20 protein-coding genes and 1 riboswitch are annotated in these 18,967 nt (G+C 29.2%); of the genes, 12 read left to right on the top strand and 8 right to left on the bottom strand.

Translation table 11 applies throughout. The features are described from left to right. Positions 1-188: 188 nt before the first annotated feature. Entirely contained in the window at positions 189-1,319 is a 1,131-nt protein-coding gene (phaC, locus tag ACWW38_RS08805; protein WP_456257219.1) for a class III poly(R)-hydroxyalkanoic acid synthase subunit PhaC, read from the bottom strand. Then, a complete protein-coding gene (locus tag ACWW38_RS08800; protein WP_456257218.1) occupies positions 1,319-2,641 on the bottom strand; it encodes a poly(R)-hydroxyalkanoic acid synthase subunit PhaE in 1,323 nt (440 codons plus the stop codon). The genes phaC and ACWW38_RS08800 overlap by 1 nt, the downstream gene beginning before the upstream one ends. A 547-nt stretch (positions 2,642-3,188) precedes the next feature. Between ACWW38_RS08800 and ACWW38_RS08795 the strand changes: the two genes are divergently transcribed. The 4 genes from ACWW38_RS08795 (at position 3,189) to ACWW38_RS08780 (ending at position 4,970) form a co-directional block, all read left to right on the top strand. After that, positions 3,189-3,416, top strand: a complete 228-nt coding sequence (locus ACWW38_RS08795) for a helix-turn-helix domain-containing protein (protein WP_456257217.1) — start codon at positions 3,189-3,191, stop codon at positions 3,414-3,416. 122 nt (positions 3,417-3,538) lie between these two features. Next, positions 3,539-3,856 (top strand): hypothetical protein, encoded by a 318-nt coding sequence (locus ACWW38_RS08790; protein ID WP_456257216.1) that lies wholly within the window; start codon positions 3,539-3,541, stop codon positions 3,854-3,856. 353 nt (positions 3,857-4,209) lie between these two features. After that, on the top strand, positions 4,210-4,581 hold the full coding sequence (locus ACWW38_RS08785; RefSeq protein WP_456257215.1) for a hypothetical protein: 372 nt from the start codon (positions 4,210-4,212) through the stop codon (positions 4,579-4,581). Positions 4,582-4,619: 38 nt separating this feature from the next. Beyond that, complete coding sequence (locus ACWW38_RS08780; RefSeq protein WP_456257214.1) at positions 4,620-4,970, top strand: hypothetical protein; 351 nt, start codon at positions 4,620-4,622, stop codon at positions 4,968-4,970. Positions 4,971-5,052: 82 nt separating this feature from the next. On the opposite strand, the gene ACWW38_RS08775 is transcribed toward ACWW38_RS08780, so the two are convergent. Continuing rightward, positions 5,053-5,478 (bottom strand): acyl-CoA thioesterase, encoded by a 426-nt coding sequence (locus tag ACWW38_RS08775; RefSeq protein WP_456257213.1) that lies wholly within the window; start codon positions 5,476-5,478, stop codon positions 5,053-5,055. 327 nt (positions 5,479-5,805) lie between these two features. Here ACWW38_RS08775 and ACWW38_RS08770 point away from each other — a divergent pair, with 327 nt between their 5' ends. Together ACWW38_RS08770 and ACWW38_RS08765 are read left to right on the top strand one after the other, a co-directional pair. Next, positions 5,806-7,389 (top strand): DEAD/DEAH box helicase, encoded by a 1,584-nt coding sequence (locus ACWW38_RS08770; protein WP_456257212.1) that lies wholly within the window; start codon positions 5,806-5,808, stop codon positions 7,387-7,389. A gap of 16 nt (positions 7,390-7,405) precedes the next feature. Beyond that, positions 7,406-7,687, top strand: coding sequence for a DUF503 domain-containing protein (locus tag ACWW38_RS08765; RefSeq protein WP_456257211.1), 282 nt, complete (start codon positions 7,406-7,408; stop codon positions 7,685-7,687). A gap of 195 nt (positions 7,688-7,882) precedes the next feature. Here ACWW38_RS08765 and ACWW38_RS08760 read toward each other — a convergent pair whose 3' ends face one another. The 3 genes from ACWW38_RS08760 to ACWW38_RS08750 form a co-directional block, all read right to left on the bottom strand. Further along, positions 7,883-8,956, bottom strand: a complete 1,074-nt coding sequence (locus ACWW38_RS08760; protein WP_456257210.1) for an HD-GYP domain-containing protein — start codon at positions 8,954-8,956, stop codon at positions 7,883-7,885. A 137-nt stretch (positions 8,957-9,093) separates the two neighbouring features. Continuing rightward, positions 9,094-9,681: a GDSL-type esterase/lipase family protein gene (locus ACWW38_RS08755; RefSeq protein ID WP_456257209.1), complete on the bottom strand. Its 588-nt coding sequence runs from the start codon at positions 9,679-9,681 to the stop codon at positions 9,094-9,096. Positions 9,682-10,864: 1,183 nt separating this feature from the next. Continuing rightward, positions 10,865-11,626 (bottom strand): hypothetical protein, encoded by a 762-nt coding sequence (locus tag ACWW38_RS08750; protein WP_456257208.1) that lies wholly within the window; start codon positions 11,624-11,626, stop codon positions 10,865-10,867. A gap of 185 nt (positions 11,627-11,811) precedes the next feature. Between ACWW38_RS08750 and ACWW38_RS08745 the strand changes: the two genes are divergently transcribed. The 6 genes from ACWW38_RS08745 (at position 11,812) to ACWW38_RS08720 (ending at position 16,760) form a co-directional block, all read left to right on the top strand. Further along, complete coding sequence (locus ACWW38_RS08745; protein WP_456257207.1) at positions 11,812-12,111, top strand: DUF5316 family protein; 300 nt, start codon at positions 11,812-11,814, stop codon at positions 12,109-12,111. 706 nt (positions 12,112-12,817) lie between these two features. Further along, positions 12,818-13,567, top strand: coding sequence for a TatD family hydrolase (locus tag ACWW38_RS08740; RefSeq protein WP_456257206.1), 750 nt, complete (start codon positions 12,818-12,820; stop codon positions 13,565-13,567). A gap of 129 nt (positions 13,568-13,696) precedes the next feature. Beyond that, a riboswitch (TPP riboswitch) is annotated at positions 13,697-13,805 on the top strand. A 156-nt stretch (positions 13,806-13,961) separates the two neighbouring features. Next, positions 13,962-14,252: a thiamine-binding protein gene (locus ACWW38_RS08735; protein WP_456260380.1), complete on the top strand. Its 291-nt coding sequence runs from the start codon at positions 13,962-13,964 to the stop codon at positions 14,250-14,252. Next, positions 14,224-14,997, top strand: a complete 774-nt coding sequence (locus ACWW38_RS08730) for an ABC transporter permease (RefSeq protein ID WP_456260379.1) — start codon at positions 14,224-14,226, stop codon at positions 14,995-14,997. Before ACWW38_RS08735 ends, ACWW38_RS08730 begins: the two co-directional genes overlap by 29 nt. 16 nt (positions 14,998-15,013) lie before the next feature. Further along, positions 15,014-16,027 (top strand): ABC transporter substrate-binding protein, encoded by a 1,014-nt coding sequence (locus ACWW38_RS08725; protein WP_456260378.1) that lies wholly within the window; start codon positions 15,014-15,016, stop codon positions 16,025-16,027. After that, positions 16,008-16,760, top strand: a complete 753-nt coding sequence (locus ACWW38_RS08720) for an ABC transporter ATP-binding protein (protein WP_456260377.1) — start codon at positions 16,008-16,010, stop codon at positions 16,758-16,760. The genes ACWW38_RS08725 and ACWW38_RS08720 overlap by 20 nt, the downstream gene beginning before the upstream one ends. Before the next feature lie 41 nt (positions 16,761-16,801). Here the strand turns inward: ACWW38_RS08720 and ACWW38_RS08715 are convergent, their stop codons facing one another. After that, entirely contained in the window at positions 16,802-17,761 is a 960-nt protein-coding gene (locus ACWW38_RS08715) for a calcium/sodium antiporter (RefSeq protein ID WP_456260376.1), read from the bottom strand. Between the two features lie 287 nt (positions 17,762-18,048). Then, positions 18,049-18,849 carry an aminoglycoside adenylyltransferase domain-containing protein gene (locus tag ACWW38_RS08710; RefSeq protein ID WP_456260375.1) on the bottom strand — a complete coding sequence of 267 codons (801 nt, stop codon included), beginning with the start codon at positions 18,847-18,849 and terminating at the stop codon, positions 18,049-18,051. Positions 18,850-18,967 lie beyond the last annotated feature (118 nt).

The raw sequence follows: 18,967 nt of genomic DNA, 5'->3' as shown, positions 1-18,967 counted from the left end.
CTCCATCTGAAGCCAAGAATCCTCTTTATAGTATTTATAAAAAAGCCCATATGTATTACAGGATTATAATGTCATATGACCAAATGCTGTTGTAATTGTGAAAAATGTAATTCGACTAACGGAAGCATTAATAAAATTTTAAGAAATTTATAAAGGAGGCATAAAGCCTCCTTTAATAAATAAACACTTTAATTTTCTTTAGAAGTGGAATTTGACTTTTTGGTAGGTTTACTTTGTCTTGAAGTAACCTTATCCCCATGTTCTTTAAGCCATGAAGCTATAGATGGAGCAACTTCTTTTTGAGCTTTAGAGCTTACAAATATACCAATATGTCCAACAGGGAATTCTAGTAGAGTTTTATCGGTGCTGGATATGCAATCTAAGAACGGTCTAGTAGATGCTGGAGGTACTAGATGATCCTTCTGAGCAAGAATACAAAGTACAGGCATATCTATGTTATTAACATTTACAGTACGATTTCCTACTTTTAATTCATTGTTCATAAGTTTATTTCCTTGATATAAGTCCTTAATAAACTTAGATAACATTGGACCAGCTTGGTCAGGACTATCATAAATCCATTGTTCCATTCTTAAAAAATCTAGAATAGCTTCTTTATCATCCAATTTGTCCATAAAGGATAAATATTTATCCACTGATAATTGGAAGGGCTTAAGCATATTAAACCCATAATTCATCATATCTCCAGGAACAAGACCAGCAAATGAATCTATCATAGTATCTATATCCATAGAGCGGCTCCAGCTAAATAGTAATCCATCGTTAGTACTGAAATCAAAAGGCATAACTAAGGTTACTAAGTTTTTAATTTTTTCAGGGTTAAGAGCTGTATATATAACTGACATAGTAGCACCTTGGCAGATACCAAGCAGATTGATTTTATCTAAATTATGTTGTTTACGAACAAAGTCTACAGCATTATTTAAATATATATCAATGTAATCTTCCATAGTTAAAAATTTATCTATATGATCTGGATATCCCCAATCTATCATGTATACATCTAAACCAGCATTTAGCCAGCTTTTAACTACGCTTCTGTCTTGCTGTAAATCAAGCATATATTGTTTATTAACAAGAGCATAGCTAACTAATACTGGAGTACTATGTGGGTTTTTTACAACTGGGGTATAGTGATAGACTTTCATTTTATCTTCTTCATATACTAATTCTTTTGGAGTTATAGCGATGTCAATTTCTTTAATAGATGTCATATTACTAAAACCTTGGATAAGCTTTTTATTTAAATTCAGAGTTTCGTCAACACTTTTTTGCAATTCATTAATGAAAGGGAACATTATTTATCTGCACCTCCATTTGATAATAGAGCTTCAAGCTTTTCATTAAGCTCGTCTATTTGTTTTTCTTGTCGTTTTATCTTATTTCTTAATTCGTAGACTGTTTTTTCAACGCTGTTTAATTCACGTCTATTCGGTATAGGCAAAGATGATAACTGATCTTGAATTAAGTCATCTAAACCTACTTTGAATTTATATCCAGCACTAATTGTTTTGTTCATAAGATTAGCGAAACTTTCTGTAGCAAATAATTCTTGGAAGCATTTTTCATTAATATTAGACCATAATTTAAAAAATTCCATAAAGCTTTCAGGAGCTTTATTTTCAGATGATAAATCAGCAACCTGAGACATTAATTTTTCCATACTTTCAATGCTTAGGTTGTTAAGTGTGGTTATAAATTCATTAAGATTAATTATATATTGTATAAATGTATCTAAATTTTTTAATGCTTTTTCTACAATTACACGATTTGAACCAACCATTGGCATATTAAGGACTTTAGAATAAGAATTTTTATAAAGATTTCCCCATTCTTTTAAAAAGCTAATATAAGCATTTCTATCACCTTTTAAAGATAACATAAGATTTTTTTGAAGATCTCCTGAATCTTCTAACCAAGGCCTAAAGAAGTTTAGAATAGTTTGTTGATAAACCATTAGGTCCTCTAATGGATTTGTAATAAACGCTTTAAACTCTTCAGGAAGGAAAATTTCAGCAAAGTTAGTTGAAAAGTTTTTATAATTATCTATAGCATTTTTAGTGAATATATCCCAAGCTTCAGAATTCTGTTTACTAGGCATAGAAGCCATAGTATCGCTCCAAAAAGAATAAAGATTATTATATACATCAAAGGAGTTTATTAGTTTGTCAAAAGAATTCTTAGCAGTTTGGCTAGGAATAAGCTTTGTTAAGTTTTGCATATTATCATACCATTGTTTAGATATTTTTGTAGTAAAATCTTCAGAGCTGTTAAATGGAAACATAGTTAGTTTTTTATCTAATAAATTCATTTGATTGAATAATTCTAGAAACTTATTAGTGCCTCCTGTTAAATTCTTAGGAAACACTTCTGAAAGTTTTTCAGGATTATACATCCTTATCCATTCATTGTATAGTTCCAAGAATTTTCTAGAGAACTCCTGAGCAACTTCTTGTTGTTTAATAAATTCTTCAGAAAGATTTGATAATAAATTTTCATTGTTTTTTTCTACTTGAGCTGGTTTAGGTTGAAAAGAAGAAATTGATTTATTAAATAAATCAAACATATTATCATTCATTTTTTGCCATCCTGCCCATAGGTTATTCATATTTTCTTTCAAGGTTATCCCCCTTCCCAATTTTCAAATATTTATAATATATAAAGACAATACATAACCATTACCTACAGAAGCCTTCTAAAAGTGTAATTACAATAGTAAGTAAATATACGTATTGCCATTATTACTAGTAATGGTCATAGTTACCCTAGAAGCATATTCTAAATATATATAGGTTGTATAAAAATAATTCCAATTGATATAAAAATATTAATTAGGATAGTACAATAGGATTAATTTAATCAAATAATACATAATTTCAAATAATTGGAATTGAATAATATTATTCTAGCATCGCTGGAATTAAATGTCAAAAGGAATTTTTAGTATATAGATCCATGGGAATAAGCAATTAAAAATCGTTTTCAGATATTGAAATTATAAGATTTAATCGTTTTATTGAAATGTGTAAAATAAAAATTAATTTTATAAAGTATAGGTTAAGTTAGTAAATTGATGTTAAAAATCATTAAATACTACTTTTTTGAAGATTAAAGTATTATAATTATATTGTAAAGAACTCAATATATTTTATAAGGGGGTCTTAATTATGTTAAATGGAAAGAAGATCAGAGAATTTAGATTAAATTTAGGTTATACCGCCCAGGATATTGAGAAGCTTACTAAAAATTCAAAATACGAAACATCAATTTCTAAATCTTATTTAGAGGAATTAGAAAGAGGAGATAAAAAAAATCCAAGCTTTCAGAAGATAGTAGTTTTAGCTAATGTATTAAGATGTAAAATAGATGATTTAGTGATAAGTGCAGAATATTAAAATAGAGTAAAAATCACGACTTTTATTAGTTGTGATTTTTTTATTTGTAACAAATATAGTTTATATTGAATATTATATAGAGACAGGAAGTTCAGATGATTTTAGAAAAGGAGAGTTGCACTATGGATTTCGCAGCATTGTTAGCAAGGCATATTGGACAAACTGTTACTATATTTACAACTAGTGGAGGAGAATCAGGATCTGGCTTTACAGGAGTACTTTTAACTGTAAATGCAAACTTTGTTAGATTAGTAACACAAATTGGTATTGCCCCAGGATGTGCACTAGGAAACTGCTGTACAGGATTAAGAACAGGTAACGTAGGTATTGGTCGAGTTAATGGTGGACAAGGTAGACCTACTTGTACAGGAACTAGAGTTGGATCAGTAGTAGATATTCCGATTGCTAGAATAGCTTCATTTGTTCATAATGCTATTTAGATTAATATAGAATTATATGGCACCGGCTAATATAATAGTGCCTTACCCAAATTTAAAATGGATAACAGTATAAATAAATGTAACCTTTAATTTAAAACTGAATAATATATAGTGTGGACGGTTAGTCCAAGAAACTTGTTTATGTCTAAGGAAATGGATTTATTATGGATGGAATGATTCCAGTAAAAAGTATTGGACAAACAGTGGTTAGATGGAAGCATAATAAATGATGCTGGTTTAAAATGACTATTTGCAAGATATTTTTTATAAGTTTGCACCATCTAATATAGATGGTGCAAACTTATAATGTGGACAACTACTTTGCGAAATTTATATATGGAGGAGATAAAAGCATGGATGGAATAAATTTTGTAAATCATTTAGCTGAGTTTATAGGCGAGACTGTTACTATATTTACAACTAGTGGAGGAGAATCAGGATCTGGTTTTACAGGAGTATTGCTGTCTGTTAATAATTGCTTTGTAAGATTGATAGCACAAATTGGAACTGCCCCAGGATGTGCATTAGGTAACTGTTGCACAGGTTTTGCACCTGGAAACATTGGTTCATTAGATGGATTTAGAAATGAATTTGATAATGAGTTTACAACTGGATGCCGAGGCAATAATAATACAGGAAGATTTGAGTGTAGAGGAAATAGGATTGGAGCAGTAGTAGATATCCCTATTAGTAAAATAGCTTCCTTTGTTCACAATGCTGTTTAAGAAAAAGAGCAGCTAAATTAATTGAGAGGTGATAAAAAGTGGATGGGATAAATTTTGCAAATCATCTAGCTAATTTTATAGGGGAGACAGTTACTGTATTTACAGCCAGCGGAGGAGAATCAGGATCTGGCTTTACAGGAGTAGTGTTATCTGTAAATGCAAACTTCCTTAGATTAGTAACTCAAATCGGAACTGCTCCAGGGTGTGCATTAGGTAATTGTTGCACAGGTTTTCCACGAGAGAGCATTGGTAATATAGTAGGAGAAACTGTTGACGAGTTAGGTGGAGAAGAAAATCAAGGTAGAGCTAGTTGTGGGATAAGAAGAGTTGGTTCAGTAACTGATATTCCTATTGATAGAATTGTAGCATTTGTTCACAATGCTGTTTAATATATAGCCTAAGTAAGGCGCCATCTAAAGAGATGGCGCCTTTACATAAGTAGTCATAAGAAATAACCTAAGATGAAAGTTATTAACTATTTGATACTGCCAGTTTCTCAAGTTTATTCCAAATATTTGTGTTCTTCTTTTTAAGATTTATTACTTTAAAGCTATCATTAACAAACGCATGAGTAGTAGTTCCCTTTGCTAAGAGCTTATTATCTTTCTCTCTTATAACGTTATAATTGAATATAACTTTTGCTCCACTAAGTTTTTCTATAAAAGTTTCTATTATAAGTTCATCTTCGTATTTTGCTCCTTCTATGTACCTACATCCGCTTTCTACTACTGGAAGCAATAACTTTTCACTTTCCATTTCACTATAGCTCATTCCTGATTCAGTAATGAACTCAGTTCTGCCTACTTCAAACCAGGCATAGTAATTTGAATGATGTACAATTCCCATCTGATCTGTTTCGACATATCTTACCTTTATCTTAGTTCTATTTATATACATTCACATGCCTTCCTTTCTCTATATAGAATTATTACCTAAATAATTTAATTCTAGTATATCATATGGAGATTAATCATAAGCCAATGTATATAAAATCCAATAATTAATATAGTTTAAAAAATTTTAAATTACATAAAATAAAACTGAATTAAATTTTCATTTAAACCTTTCCATAGGATATATTTAATTGCATATTGTAAATAATACATATATAATTAGTTAAGTTAAGGATATTAAATAGCAATCAATAATTAAAATGAATTATTTCGGTGTGAGAATTTATTTTAATTGAGACTAATCAAAATTTTAAGTTGGAAGGAAGTAAATATGGAGAAAATTAGATTTGAGGATTTGAAAATATCAGAGGAGATAAAAAAAGCCATTGCTGAAATGGGATTTGAAGAACCATCACCTATTCAAGAAAAGGCTATTCCATTTATATTGGAAGGTAGAGATGTAATAGGGCAAGCACAAACAGGAACTGGAAAAACAGCTGCCTTTGGAGTTCCAGTATTGGACACAGTTAATCCTATAGATAAAAGCCTACAGGCAATGATATTATGTCCTACAAGAGAACTTGCCATTCAAGCAACGGAAGAATTAAATAAGCTTGGAAAGTACAAAGAAGGAATAAGTATACTTGCAGTATACGGAGGACAACCCATAGAACGTCAAATTAAGGCTTTAAAAAGAGGTGTTCAGATAATTATAGGAACACCAGGTCGTATAATGGATCACATGAATAGAAGAACTATAAAAACAGGAAACATGAAAATGATAGTTCTAGATGAAGCAGATGAAATGCTAGATATGGGCTTTAGAGAAGATATTGAAACTATAATTCAAGATATGCCAAAGGAAAAACAAACAGTATTATTCTCAGCTACAATGCCTAAGCCTATATTAGACTTAAGTAAGCAATATCAAAGAAATGCTGAATTTGTAAAGGTAGTTCATAAACAATTAACAGTTCCCAATATAGAGCAAAGATATTTAGAAGTAAAAGAAAGTTCGAAAATTGAGGTTTTATCAAGACTAGTAGACATAAGAAGCCCAAAACTATCAGTAATATTCTGTAATACTAAGAAAAGAGTTGATGAGGTAGTAGCTCAACTACAATCAAGAGGATATTTTGCAGAAGGACTTCATGGAGACATGAAACAGCAACAAAGAGACAGAGTTATGAATAAATTTAGAAATGGAACCATAGAAATATTAGTAGCTACTGATGTTGCAGCAAGAGGAATTGATGTAGATGATGTTGAAGCTGTGTTTAACTATGATTTGCCTCAAGATGAAGAGTATTATGTACACAGAATAGGAAGAACAGGTAGAGCTGGAAGATCAGGAGTTGCTTATACATTTGTTGCTGGCAAGGCTATACGTAAGCTAAAAGATATAGAAAAGTATGCAAAGATTAAAATTAAGAGAGAAGAAGTTCCATCAGCTGAAGATGTAGAAGAATATAAAACAAATGCTTTTCTTGATAAGGTAAAAGCAACTATAGAAGAAGGACATTTAGGAAAATACATTGATCATATAGAAAAACTATTAGATGAAGATTATGCTTCTATAGATGTAGCAGCAGCTCTCTTAAAGATGAATATAGGTGAAGAAAAAAGAGAAGATGTAGCCATAGAAGATGAAATTGGAGATACTGGTGCAGAACAAGGCATGGTAAGACTATTTATAAATGTTGGAAGAACCCAAAAAATACAAGCTAAAGATGTTATAGGAGCTATAGCAGGAGAAACAGGAATGGAAGGCAAATTAATTGGTAAAATTGATATTTATGAGAAATTTACCTTTGTAGAAGTGCCTAAAGAATATGCTAAAGTAGTATTGAATATTATGAAGAACAATACTATAAAAGGAAAGAAGATCAACATAGAGCCAGCTAACTCAAAGTAATTAAGAGGTGGATGCAATGATTATTGGTACTGCAAAGGTATACTTATATGCCAATTGGGTTCATTCATTAAAAGAAAAGAGAATGGTAGTCAAAAGTATTATCGGAAAAGTAAAGCACAGATTCAATGTGTCCATTGCAGAAGTAGAAAATCAGGATTATCATCAGTCTATTGTAATAGGAATAGCCTGTGTTACTAACAGTTCTAGGTTAGCAAATAGTATTATACAAAATGTAGTTGAATATATTGAAGGTAATACGGAAGCACTAGTGGAAAAGGTAGAAACAGAAGTATTATAATAGATGCGGTAAAAAATAGTATAAACTTTAAATTATATGATTTAAGTTGCAATATCTTATAAATTAAAGTACTAAAAGAAGGGTATATAATTCTAATGAGAATCTCCGTTGCCTTAAAAGTTTAAAGTTCTCTTATAGAATAAATACCCTTTTGATTTTATTATACAAGTAATATAAAATTTAATAATGCTATTCTTAAATAGTGTCAACTGTATCTAAAATGAATAAAGTAGTTTCAGAGGATAAGTCAATTTGTTTAGGCTCGTCTATTTTTTTCCCGCTTTCATCAAATATTAAATTTATTATAGGTCTTAAAGGGAATGATTTATTTTGTTTTATTACTATTCCACAAGCACCTGTATTTAACTTAACTAAGCTTCCAGAAGGGTACGCAGCCACATTTTTTATAAATACATTTACTAATGCCTTATCAAAGAGAGTATCACTCATAGCTACTAAATATTCTAAAGCTTCGTATACCTCCATCTTAGTTTCTCCACTAAAGTCAGAGGTTAAATTATCAAAAGTATTACATATAGCTACAAGTTTTACTGTTTCATGCAGCTTGTCATCTGTAAGCCCTAGTGGAAATCCTGTTCCATCACAATATTCATGATGCATAAGGATTATTGCTTTAGATATAAAACTTAAATCATACTTCTCACTTAAAATTTCATATCCATCTATAGGATGAGTTTTTAATGATTCTATTTCCTCACCATTAAGATTTCCCATTTTAGCTTTATCAATTATATCTTTTGGAGTTAAAAGCTTTCCAAGATCGTGGAGAAGTGCTCCAAGAGCAAGTTCTTTAAGACGAGGAATGCTATAACCTAAATTAATACCCATTATTGAAGATAAAGCACATACATTTACTGAGTGTTCATAAAGATGCTCATCTTTAGATTTTATATCAGAGATATTTATTATTACTTCTTCTCTAGACAAAATATCATCAAGTATAGAGTCTACTGTCTTAAGAATATCATTTAAAGAAGAACTCTGCTTATTTATAAACTTTTTAAACTCTACTTTAATAACTTCTTTAGTTTCTTCTATTATTTCTTCTGATATGTATTCTTCAAATTCAACATCTTTTGAAAATTCATCGTTTATGTAAAGTGAGATTATGCCCATTTGACTTAATCTCATTTTATACCCAGGTTTTAAGGGAGCACCTTCTGCTAATAATACTCTTCCAGAAGGGTCATATATTGTTTTTGCTAATATTTCATTACCAGTGATTTGTGAAACACTCATTTTTCTCATGATTGCTGGTTCTCCTTACATATAGTAAATAAGCCACTATTAATCAGTTTTAGCAATATAAATTATATAATAATCATATCATAGAATTAAAAGAATAAAAATACGTTTATAATTAATTTTAAAACACTTATTGGAATTTATTTGATTTTAAGTATATCTAATACATACGAAGCAGCCCATGCCATAACTTCATGTCCTTTAGAATTCAGATGTAAACCATCTATATAGTATTCTTCAGGTGGTTTATTTTTAAGTAGTTCATTGAACTTATTAAAAAAGTCTATATATAATAGATTATGCATGGTCCCAAAATCCTTTACCCATTCACTATATTGACTTATTTTTTCATTCATTTCAGTATAATTAACATTGGGAACCCAAAATTTTTCAGCCATATATGGAATAATAGGAGGTTGTATACCTAGTATTACTTTTATATGATATTGTCGTGCCTCTTTTATCATTGCATAAATATTTTTTTGAACATTTTCTACAGAGCAATTCATTAAAAAGTCATTTGTACCTCCCATTATAATAATAATGTCAGGACTTTTTTTAATTGCTTCTTCATAAAATCTCAGAAGCATTCCAGCAGTGGAATCCCCTAATTCTCCTCTATTAAGTATTTCTATTTGAAATTTTTCACCTAGGATATTTGGCCAACGTTTTTCTTCATCTACTCTATATCCATAGGTTAGGCTATCTCCAATAAATATAATTTTCATTTTAAAACCTCCAATATAAACAGAGTTCTTTGCTTCAGAGGGAGTTTTTACTCCCACTGAAGCTTAGAAATCGTTATCCAGGGACGTAGCCGCTCTTTACTCCTACTCTGAAGAAGAGGGGAGTATTAGAGCGGATAGTCATCGGATAAAGTATATTCTATTATCGAAAGTGTGTACATAAAAGCGGTATTTTTTTTAAACAAAGTTCATACTATTTAAATAAATAACTGACAACATTTTATAAGAAGCTAATTTTAGCTTGTTTATAAACAAAGCACAATAGTTCTTTAGCCGCTAGGTTTTTGATAGATTTTATAGTATCGCCAATGGTTCCAAGATCATTAAGATGGTATATCCTATAAAGCTCTATGAAATTTATTGCTAAGAATGTAAGCAGAAAGTATCTATCGATAGAGAGTATACCTTGAATCTTATATTCATCAAACCTTAAGTGTATTTTAAGATATTTGTAGTTAGTTTCAACAGTTTACATCATTTAAGTAATTGTAAAGTTCATCATTAATGGATACAATAAGATTATTAAATTTATTTGGTATACTGACCACCTCCAGTGTAATATTTGTGTCGCAACTTATATTTAACACGGAAAAAGTCAGTGTGCCATATTTATTTTTGATAATAGTGACAATTCAACTTTTAGTTTTGTAAAACTTAAGTTATAAATTGATTTTATCAAATAAATGAAGAAATGATAGAAATTTTAATACAAAAGTACGTTGAGAAATCTTAGTTTTAGATTAAAAACAAATACGCGAATATGATTGATTACTATAAATAAAATTAATATAATGTATGGTCCAAGCTAGAATTATAAAAGGTTATAGGGAAGGTGCTAATCTTTAGCACCAGAAAGTAATATTAAAGTATTACTAATATATAAATTTTAGGATATAAACTTAGATAAATAAAAAGTAGCTTGAAATCATTAGAAAACGGTCACAATTGCGACTGAATTTCCAAAAGTATGTATTTAAAAAAAGTAAATTAGTTAGTATTCATATATAAGTATAATAAATAAAAATACTTTCAATTGAGATTATGTAATCAATTGAAAGTATTTTTGAACTTAGGCGTTTTAACCGTAATTTTCTATGGTTCGTAGGAGTATAAGATACTCGGTAATTAATAGCAACTATATAAATTTATTTCTGGCTAATTATCATTATAAATTATTTGTGAAAGTTTCACTCCAAGTTCTTGAGGATCTTCCAAGTGTAACCTCCATTGTACAACCTAGGATTGAACCGTATAATCCAAATGTATCTGGCACAGGAATCCAATTAGAATTAGGATATATAGTGAAGGTTCCTCCATAATAATAAGTTTCTTTTACTTGAGATGTTGTTGATGGCCAATAAGCACTAACTTGTCCAATTCTTACAAGCATACTTTGAACTTGTACACCTGAATTCAGATCAGAAACACCACCTGTTGAATAATCCATTTTGGCACAACTTTTATTATTATAAGTTAATTTTGTATAATATACTGTTGAATATAAATATGCAGAATAAGAAGAATCCCACTTTCCATCACCCTTAGATGATGACAATGTAAGTGAAGTTATATTATTTGTAAGTGGAGTTATATCATTTGAAGGGATATCTATTTTGCTGAATGTAGTAACTGCTACCTTTTCATCTATTTCACCTTTTTTATTTTTAGATTTTTTTAGTGTCTGAGAAGTTTTATATACAATATTTCCTTTTGAATCTTTAATTACTTCATCTTTGCCTTTTAAATCAGTTTCAAATTTGGCTTTTAAAAATAATTTAGATAAGTCTTTTTCCTCCATATTTTGTACTAAAATTACTTCTTTTTCTTCATCAATATTAGTAACCTTTTCAGTTGCTAGTGCTGATGTTCCACTTAACATTAAAACACATGTTAAAGTTGAAATTAAAATTTTTTTGAATTTTATCATAAAAATACCTCCTTTTGAATATTTATTCATATATTACCATATAGAAACCTATTTGTAAATATAATACTTTGAAATTATATACATATATTATTAATTATTCAATAATTGTATTATTTATATAAAATATAAATTATGATATAATATAAATCATATTCTATATTAGTAAAAAAATGGGGAGTGATAAAATGAGGTTTTTACTTTATGGATTTATAACCGATATAATACTTTTTATTATTTCTATTACAATATTTGAAGTATATCTTTTTATAAAGCTTACAGCAATTTTAGGAATTGGATCTTTAGCAGTTAGTGCTATAATTTCAGGCCTGTTAAGTGAAAATATATATCGCAGGACAGCAGTTGAAAATGCAGAAGAAAGAAAAAAACGGTTAAAATTATCTACAAATATTTTTTTATTCTCTATTCCTTCACTAGCTTTATTTATTATGTTTATTCTATTATATAAATATAAAATTTTATATTAAATCATTAGTGTTTAATTATTAACTTAACTTCTTTAATTTAAAAAGTTAAAAACCCATTTATAGATTTGAGTTCCTAAGTATGAATGAAATAACAGTACTTATGTTCAGATTTACCTTATAAATAACTTACAACATTGTATAAGAAGCTAATTTTAGCTTGTTTATAAACAAAGCACAATAGTTCTTTAGCCGCTAGGTTTTTTATAGATTTTATAGTATCGCCAATGGTTTCAAGATCATTAAGATGGTATATCCTATAAAGCTCTATGAAATTTATTGCTAAGAATTAAGCAGAAAGTATCTATCGATAGAGAGTATACCTTGAATCTTATATTCATCAAACCTTAAGTGTATTTTAAGATATTTGTAGTTAGTTTCAATAATTTACATCATTTAAGTAATTGTAAAGTTCATCATTAATGGATACAATAAGATTATTAAATTTATTTGGTATACTGACCACCTCCAGTGTAATATTTGTGTCGCAACTTATATTTAACACGGAAAAAGTCAGTGTGCCATATTTATTTTTGATAATAGTGACAATTCAATTTTTAGTTTTGTAAAACTTAAGTTATAAATATAATTATATAATGTATAATATAGTTAAAGTTAAGCAGTGAACCCGAAGTTTAATTTTGAGTGAATAGCTTACCCCTCTAAAGAAATGAAGAGGAGTTTCAAATAAGTAAAGAGAGATGATACTATGTTAGTTGATGCACATACTCACTTAGATCAATATAAAGAAAATGAAATAGGTGGAGTGATAGAGGAAATAAATAGAAATAAAATACTTACTCTATCGAATTCTATGGATATAGAATCTTATTTTAAGAATCTAGAAATCAGCTGCAAAAGCAAATTTATAATTCCTTCTTTTGGAATTCATCCTTGGAAAGCATTAGATTATTATAATAAATTAGATATTTTAGAAGAGCACATATATAATTCCAAGATAATTGGGGAAATTGGATTAGATTTTTATTGGACGGATAATAGTTTAGAAAATAAAGAAGCGCAGATAAAGGTATTTGAATTTTTTCTTCATAGAGCTAAAAAAGAAGATAAATTTATAAATATTCATACTAAGGGAGCAGAAAAAGAAATACTGGAAAGCTTATATAAATTTAAAATAGATAAAGCCATTATTCACTGGTATTCTGGACCATTTGATATACTATATAAACTTATAGATAGAGGATATTTTTTTACTGTAAGTTCACAAGTTATATATTCAGACCAAATAAAAAGTGTGGCAAAGGCTATACCTATAGAAAAATTGCTAACAGAAACTGATAACCCTGGCGGAGAAGAATGGCTTAGCGGTAGACGAGGAAGGCCGTTATTAATAAGAGAGGTTTTAAATGGCTTATCTGAAATAAGAGACTATTCTATTGAGGAAATGGAGAAAATTATTGAAAAAAATATTTCCATTGTGTTACTTAATAATAATTAAATATTCATATTAAAATTAAGGGGCGATTTTTATGAAGCAAGGTAACGAATTGACCTAATTCTAAGGACTTTTTTATATTAATTGACATTAATATATTTATTATGTAATATATAGTTAAGTTAAAAAATAGTTACAAGACGGGGGAGCCAATAACTTGGCTGAGAGGAAGCAAGATAGTTTCGACCCTTGGAACCTGAACGGATAATGCCGGCGTAGGGAGAGTATTATATAGTTGTAAGTAACACTCTTGTATATGTTTAATTTATACAATCCCTTTATCTTTTCAGGATAAAAGGGATTTTTGTTTTGCAAAGATTTAAAATATTTACCAAAGTAAATATTGACTAATCTTAAAATAAATTTTCTTATTTATAAAATGAAGGAGGAAAGTGTAATGGCAAATGTTAATGTAAGTCTTCAAGTATTACCAGTAGTAGAGGAGAAGGATATATATCCTGTGGTTGATAAGGTTATAGAATATATAGAATCCTGTGGAGTAAAATATGAAGTTGGGCCTATGGAAACTACTATGGAGGGTGAGTTAGATACTCTTTTAGAAATAGTAAAAAAAGCTCAGGATATATGTGTTAGAGAAGGAGCAGCTAGAGTTATTTCCATAGTAAAAATAGATTATAAACCTGAAGGCGTGACAATGAATGAAAAAGTTTATAAATATAAAAAATAATTTAATACCAATATTATTTCAAGTAATATTACTTTTGATATGGCAGTTTATTATTGATGGCGGAATTGTTGAAAGATATGTACTTCCATCCCCTACAGATGTCATTTCTGCTTTATTTAAAATACTTCCTTCTATAAAAGGACACATTTATACAACACTAAAAGAAGCACTGTTAGGTTTTATAGTGTCAATACTAATATCTATAATATTAGCAATACTAATGGATAACATTAAAGTTATAAGAAGAAGTATTTATCCTGTACTTATAGTATCTCAAACAATTCCTACCATAGTATTAGCACCACTATTTGGAATGTGGTTTGGATTTGGAATTACTCCAAAAATAATTGTGGTGGTTTTAGTATGCTTTTTCCCTATAGTTATAAGTCTTATGGATGGACTTGATTCTGTAGATAAAGATATGATAAATCTTTTAAAGTCAATGGGAGCAAGCAAAATGCAGATTTTTAAAGTAGTAAAATTCCCAGCAACAATAGTTAACTTTTTCTCAGGACTTAGAATTGCTGCTACATATAGTATTATGGGAGCAATAATTGGAGAATGGGTTGGAGGAGATGCAGGGCTTGGATTTTATATGATGAGAGTAAAAAAATCTTTTGCTATAGATAAAGTCTTTGCAGTTACAATAATAATAATAGCTTTAAGTATGATTCTATTTGGTATTTTATATTTTATACAATATCTATTAACACCATGGAATAAAAAGTCTAAAGGAATTAAATAAATTTGGAGGTATAAAGATGAAGAAAAAAATTATTGCAATAGCAACAATGGCAATATTTTCACTAGCATTATTTTCTGGATGCGGAAATAAAAATCAGGAAAATAAAGATACAAGTAAATCTAAAGAATTGCAAAAGGTTACAGTTATACTAGATTGGGTCCCTAATACTAATCACACGGGCTTATATGTGGCTAGAGATAAGGGCTTTTTTAAAGAAGAAGGATTAGATGTTGAAATAATACAGCCTTCAGAAGGGGGAGCAGCAGACCTAATTGCAGCTAAAAAGGGACAGTTTGGAATAAGTTATCAAGAGGAAGTAACTTATGCAAAAACAGCACAAAATCCTCTTCCAATTAAAGCAATAGCGGCGATAATTCAACATAATACATCAGGCTTTGCATCACCAAAGGAGAAAAATATAGTATCACCTAAAGATTTTGAAGGAAAGGTTTATGGAGGATGGGGTTCGCCATCTGAGCAGGCAATTTTAAAAGCTTTGATGCAAGGAGCAGGAGCTGATTTTTCAAAACTAAAGACCGTTGATGCAGGTTCAGATGATTTCTTTACTGTAACTAAGAAAAATATAGATTTTGAATGGATTTTTTATGGATGGACAGGGATACAAGCAGAGTTGAAAGGATTTCCAATAAACTACATAGAGCTAAGAAAGCTGGATAAGAGAATGGATTACTATACTCCAGTTATAATATCAAATGAAGATACTATTAAAAACAATCCTGAACTTGTAAAGAAATTCTTAAAGGCTACAACTAAAGGATATGAATATGCAATACAAAATCCAGAAGATAGTGCTAATATTCTTGTAAAGGCAGTTCCAGAGATAGATGCAAAATTAGTAGTTGCAAGCCAAAAGTATCTAGCAAAGGAATACAAAGCTGATGCTAAAAGATGGGGAGAAATGAAAGAAGAAGTTTGGAATAATTACACTCAATTCCTTTACGAAAAGAAGCTAATTCCTAAAAACATGGATGCAAAAGAGGCTTTTACAAATGAATATTTGCCACAATAGGGAGAAGCTAAGAGTAGAAAATCTAAAAAAGAAGTTTGAAGAAACTACTGTAATAGATGATATAAGCTTTCATGTAAACGAAAATGAGTTTGTAAGTATATTGGGCCCAAGCGGTAGCGGAAAAAGCACAATTTTCAATATGGTTTCAGGACTTTTAGATGCAGATAGCGGCAAAGTTATAATTGATGGAGAAGATTATACTGGTAAGGTAGGAAGGGTAAGTTATATGTACCAAAAAGATTTACTTCTTCCATGGAAGAAAATAATAGACAATGTAGCTATTCCTCTTGTAATAAAGGGTGAAAAAATAAATAGAGCTAGAGAAATGGTTATAGAATACTTCAAGCCCTTCGGACTTGAGGGATTTGAGTATAATTATCCTCATCAATTATCTGGAGGAATGAGACAGAGGGCTGCACTTCTTAGAACATATATGTTTTCTCAAGATATTATGCTGCTTGATGAACCTTTTGGAGCTTTAGATGCAATTACAAGAAATAAAATGCATTTTTGGCTTTTAGATGTAATGAAGAACTTGAATTCCACAGTAGTATTTATAACTCACGATATTGAGGAAGCTATTTTTCTATCAGATAGGATATATATATTATCTGATAAGCCAGCAAGGATAAAAGAGGAAATAATTGTTGATTTAGATAATAGAAAAGATAAGAATATAGTTACTTCTATGGAGTTTAATGAAATAAAAAAGAAAATATTAAATGTATTATAAAAAGAGCTATTTTGGATTGATATCCAAAATAGCTCTTTTTATTAAAATTGAGTAATAATATAGCCAACATATGCAACATAGAATAAGGATAACAGAACTCCTTCTGATCTAGATACCTTTTTCTTAGTCATAGAAACTATATAAGTTAGTAGAGTTGCTGCCATTAAGAAGATAATATCAAAATAACTTCCAGCATCTACTGGGAGAGGTTTAATAAATGATGATATTCCTAGGATAAACAATATATTAAATATATTAGATCCAATAATATTTCCTATGGCTATTTCACTTTCATTTTTTAAAGCTGCAACCACTGATGTTACTAATTCAGGGAGAGATGTACCCACTGCAACTATTGTAAGGCCAATAATTCTTTCACTAATACCAAAATTTCTAGCAATTATTACACTTTGTTCAACTACTATATTGCCACCTATAATAATTGCTGTTAAACCAAGAGCTGCAAGTAAGATGTTTTTTAGCAGAGATTTTTTTTCTATGCTATCTTTCACATCAGTTTTTTCTAAGGCTTCTTTAGAACGAATAGTTGATTTTATTAGATAATAGAAGAATACTCCAAATAATCCAAGCAATAATGCACCATCTAATCTAGATAGTTGAGTTGGTAGATCATTTCTAAATACATCTAATGAAAGCACGGATAAAGTTAAAGTAGTTATTATTAAAAATGGGAAGTCTTTTTTTAAGGTACTTAAAGTAAGATCAACAGGCTTAATTAATGATGTAATACCAAGAATTAAGAGTATATTAACAATATTAGAACCAACTATATTACCTATAGCTATACTACTTGAGTCTTTCATTACAGCACTAATGTTAACAGCAAGCTCAGGAGCACTGGTTCCAAAAGCCACAATAGTAAGACCGATAATTATGGATGGGATTTTAAAAATCCTTGCAATAGAAGATGAACCATCTACAAAATAGTTTGCACCTTTAATAAGTAAAGTAAAACCTAAAATTAATAATAAAAATGTCATTCAAAAATTCCCCCTTAAAATTATAAAATAAAAAGAGCAAGATATTTAGTTTAATACATCACTAGATATATTAAACTAAAAGTCTTGCTCTCTAATTTCAAAATATTAGAGTAATAAAGACAGGCGTTTGCCGTACTGTTGTCTTTATTATAGCGGTAAATGCTATTGCTACTCCCTTTTAGTTTATATTAAATTATATTCTTTAGTCTATTATAATATGACTATAAGGTTTTTTCAAGATGAATTAGTACAATATTCCACTAAGTTAATCTAAAAATGATAGTCATCTACAATTTATATTTAAAATTACAATACTCAATTATATATTCAATTAGTTCTTTAGCCTCTTTAGCTCTCTTTATCCTAGAGCGAAATAGAGATGCCTTGGAGATATCTTCCCTAATACGTAATGATTCTTTCAGAATAAGATGAAATTTACTGGGAAGGATTTTAATTGCGAACTGTATGGAATCAGATTTAGATATAATGGTTTTATTTTTTAAGGTATAAAGTATTCTACAGAGTGTCATAATAGAAAATTCTATATAAGAATCTATTAAAAAAATAAAGTTTTTTTGCAGCTTACTTTTCCAATATACATTTAAATTATATTCCAATGTCTCTAATAGGTTTTCCCAAGTGACATCTATATGCAGAGTCTTAATTCCTGGGCTATCAAAAGCAATCCCATTATATTTTAAAGTCCACCAAGTTATATAGTTTATATCATAATAGCCTGGACCTTGCAGGTGCAGCTTGCTATTAGCAATAAAAAAATAGGGCTTAATTTCTTCATTGCTTTTTCCTATGCTTTCAAAAGGTATATACATACCCTCCATTTTTTTTGCATAAGGATATTTTTTTAATAGACCTTTATGTATGAATTCTAGCCGTTTTACATCTTGCATAGAAAAGTCTTTTTTTAATATAACTACAAAGTCTATATCACTTTTTTTAGAATCGAAGGCACCTAGAGCAATAGAGTTATAAAGATATAAGCCATAGAATATATTACCTAGCTCTGTTTTTAATTTTCTTACATATTCATTTAAAAGTGGAATTATAATATCTGGAATGTTAGTACTCATTATATACCCCTTTTATTGAATTAATTATTACTATAACTATACCATATTTAAGCAAAAAATTATGATCGTTATTAACAGCCATATGTAAAGACTTTTACGATCATAAAAAATTCACAAT

The sequence above is a fragment of the Clostridium sp. JNZ J1-5 genome (assembly GCF_053901425.1).
This window is presented reverse-complemented; position numbering and strand designations above follow the sequence as displayed.